Annotated in this window: 3 protein-coding genes; all 3 read left to right on the forward strand. The window is 36.7% G+C overall.

The window, feature by feature from the left end:
• On the forward strand, nucleotides 1–432 hold a 432-nt coding region (locus K5G00_RS29410), incomplete at its 5' end, for a relaxase/mobilization nuclease domain-containing protein (RefSeq protein WP_238770207.1).
• Between the two features lie 16 nt (nucleotides 433–448).
• Nucleotides 449–886, forward strand: coding sequence for an IS200/IS605 family transposase (gene tnpA / locus K5G00_RS29415; RefSeq protein WP_238770209.1), 438 nt, complete (start codon nucleotides 449–451; stop codon nucleotides 884–886).
• Nucleotides 887–921: 35 nt separating this feature from the next.
• Nucleotides 922–1,121: hypothetical protein (locus K5G00_RS29420; RefSeq protein WP_238770211.1), on the forward strand; the 200-nt coding region annotated here is incomplete at its 3' end.

Genomic DNA, 1,121 nt, shown 5'->3' on the forward strand with positions numbered 1-1,121 from the left:
AAAGTAAAACAGGGTGTTGCTGCTTTTTTTGATAGTAAAAATACCCTTTCTTCCAATCCTTTTATGTACGATGAAAAACACCGGCTGAAGAATCTGTTGGATATTGAGAAGTTAAATCCACGGGTAAAGAATAAATGTCTTCATATCTCCTTTAACCCTTCATCCGAAGATTACCTGAAACTTGGTGATACAGCAATCCAAAAAGAAATCAGAAATATGATGGATTATATGGGCTACGGGAACCAACCGTATTTTGTGTACAAACACCGGGATTTGGAACGGGTACATTTTCATATTGTATCCACACGAATTGACAGGGAAACGGGACGAAAAATCAAGGACAGTTATGAAAAGCAGAAAATGCAAAAGTTTATTGTCAAGTTAATGGTTAAAACCCTGCAATTTCATTGCAGATACTTTAAGTTTCTATAAATGTTACTTTTGTTGTATGGTAGAACTTCGTAGGAATTCACATACAGTAAGTCAAATGTCATGTCATATAGTTTGGGCAACCAAATACCGTTATCATGTTTTGCAAGGGGACATTCAATCCCGTTGTCGAGATATTCTGATTCAGATTTGCGATAGTGAAGATGTTCGTATATTAAAAGGAGTAGTGAGCAAAGACCATATCCACATTCATATCGAATATCCACCACGGTTGAGTGTGAGTATGTTTGTAAAGAAGTTGAAAGGACGTTCTTCACGTCTGTTGCAACAAGAGTTCCCCGAGATGGGTAAGAAATACTGGGGGAGACATTTTTGGGCAGTAGGTTATGGTGTTTGGAGTATTGGCAATATAACGGATGAGATGGTTCAGGAATATCATGAACACCATCGGGAGAAGCCGAACAGTAGTACGGGAAACTGGATAATAGAAAAATAACAAAAAATTTCATTTTTTACCTTTGAATGAAAACTATGGAATTTTCAATCCATAGTGGTTTATTTATTTATAAACTGGAACAGAAATACCAGCTAATCCAACCCGGAAATAGAGAAATCCCTGATTTTAAGTTTTCACCACGAAGCCGGAATATCAAACAAAACCTGGAAAACCTGTTTGCACATTTAAACCAGGTAAATGAAATTACTTCCAAAGAGATGTATAACCATGCCCT

The organism is Maribellus maritimus (assembly GCF_022267315.1).
Lineage (GTDB): Bacteria > Bacteroidota > Bacteroidia > Bacteroidales > Prolixibacteraceae > Draconibacterium > Draconibacterium maritimum.